The organism is Fictibacillus phosphorivorans (genome assembly GCF_023715845.1).
Classification (GTDB): domain Bacteria; phylum Bacillota; class Bacilli; order Bacillales; family Fictibacillaceae; genus Fictibacillus; species Fictibacillus phosphorivorans_D.
Genome location: NZ_JAMBOR010000055.1, coordinates 1 through 645 on the forward strand (window position 1 = coordinate 1; position 645 = coordinate 645).

Here is a 645-nt window from a genome sequence, read left to right on the forward strand (position 1 = left end):
TAAGTCTAGCGCGTCTGCCAATTCCGCCACACCCGCATATTAATTTGAAAATGGTGAGCCATGAAGGACTCGAACCTTCGACCCTCTGATTAAAAGTCAGATGCTCTACCGACTGAGCTAATGGCTCGTGCAAAATGGTGCCGGCTAGAGGACTTGAACCCCCAACCTACTGATTACAAGTCAGTTGCTCTACCAATTGAGCTAAACCGGCAAGTAAAATATATGGTGGAGGATGACGGGATCGAACCGCCGACCCCCTGCTTGTAAGGCAGGTGCTCTCCCAGCTGAGCTAATCCTCCGTATAAAATTCCAGCCTAGCGACGTCCTACTCTAACAGGGGGAGACCCCCAACTACCATCGGCGCTGAAGAGCTTAACTTCCGTGTTCGGTATGGGAACGGGTGTGACCTCTTCGCCATCATCACTAGACCAGAGAGCGAGTTATTTATCTCGACAAGATAAAATTATACGCTATGTAATTAAGAAATGCAAGAGTTTTTTTAATGATTTTCATCATTTTATGTTCTCTCAAAACTAGATACGACGTTTTCCAAACGTTTCATACAATAGTAAGGATAAGCCCTCGACCGATTAGTATCTGTCAGCTCCACGTGTCGCCACGCTTCCACACCAGACCTATCAACCT

3 tRNA genes and 1 rRNA gene are annotated in these 645 nt (G+C 46.7%); all 4 read right to left on the reverse strand.

The features are described 5' to 3' along the window. Positions 1–51: 51 nt before the first annotated feature. The 4 genes from M3206_RS18750 to rrf all read right to left on the reverse strand — a co-directional run bounded on the left by M3206_RS18750 (position 52) and on the right by rrf (position 428). Positions 52–127, reverse strand: a tRNA-Lys gene (locus M3206_RS18750). An 8-nt stretch (positions 128–135) separates the two neighbouring features. Beyond that, positions 136–211, reverse strand: a tRNA-Thr gene (locus M3206_RS18755). 12 nt (positions 212–223) lie between these two features. Beyond that, positions 224–299: transfer RNA gene (locus M3206_RS18760), tRNA-Val, on the reverse strand. Between the two features lie 13 nt (positions 300–312). Further along, positions 313–428 (reverse strand): 5S ribosomal RNA (gene rrf / locus M3206_RS18765). Between the last annotated feature and the right edge of the window lie 217 nt (positions 429–645).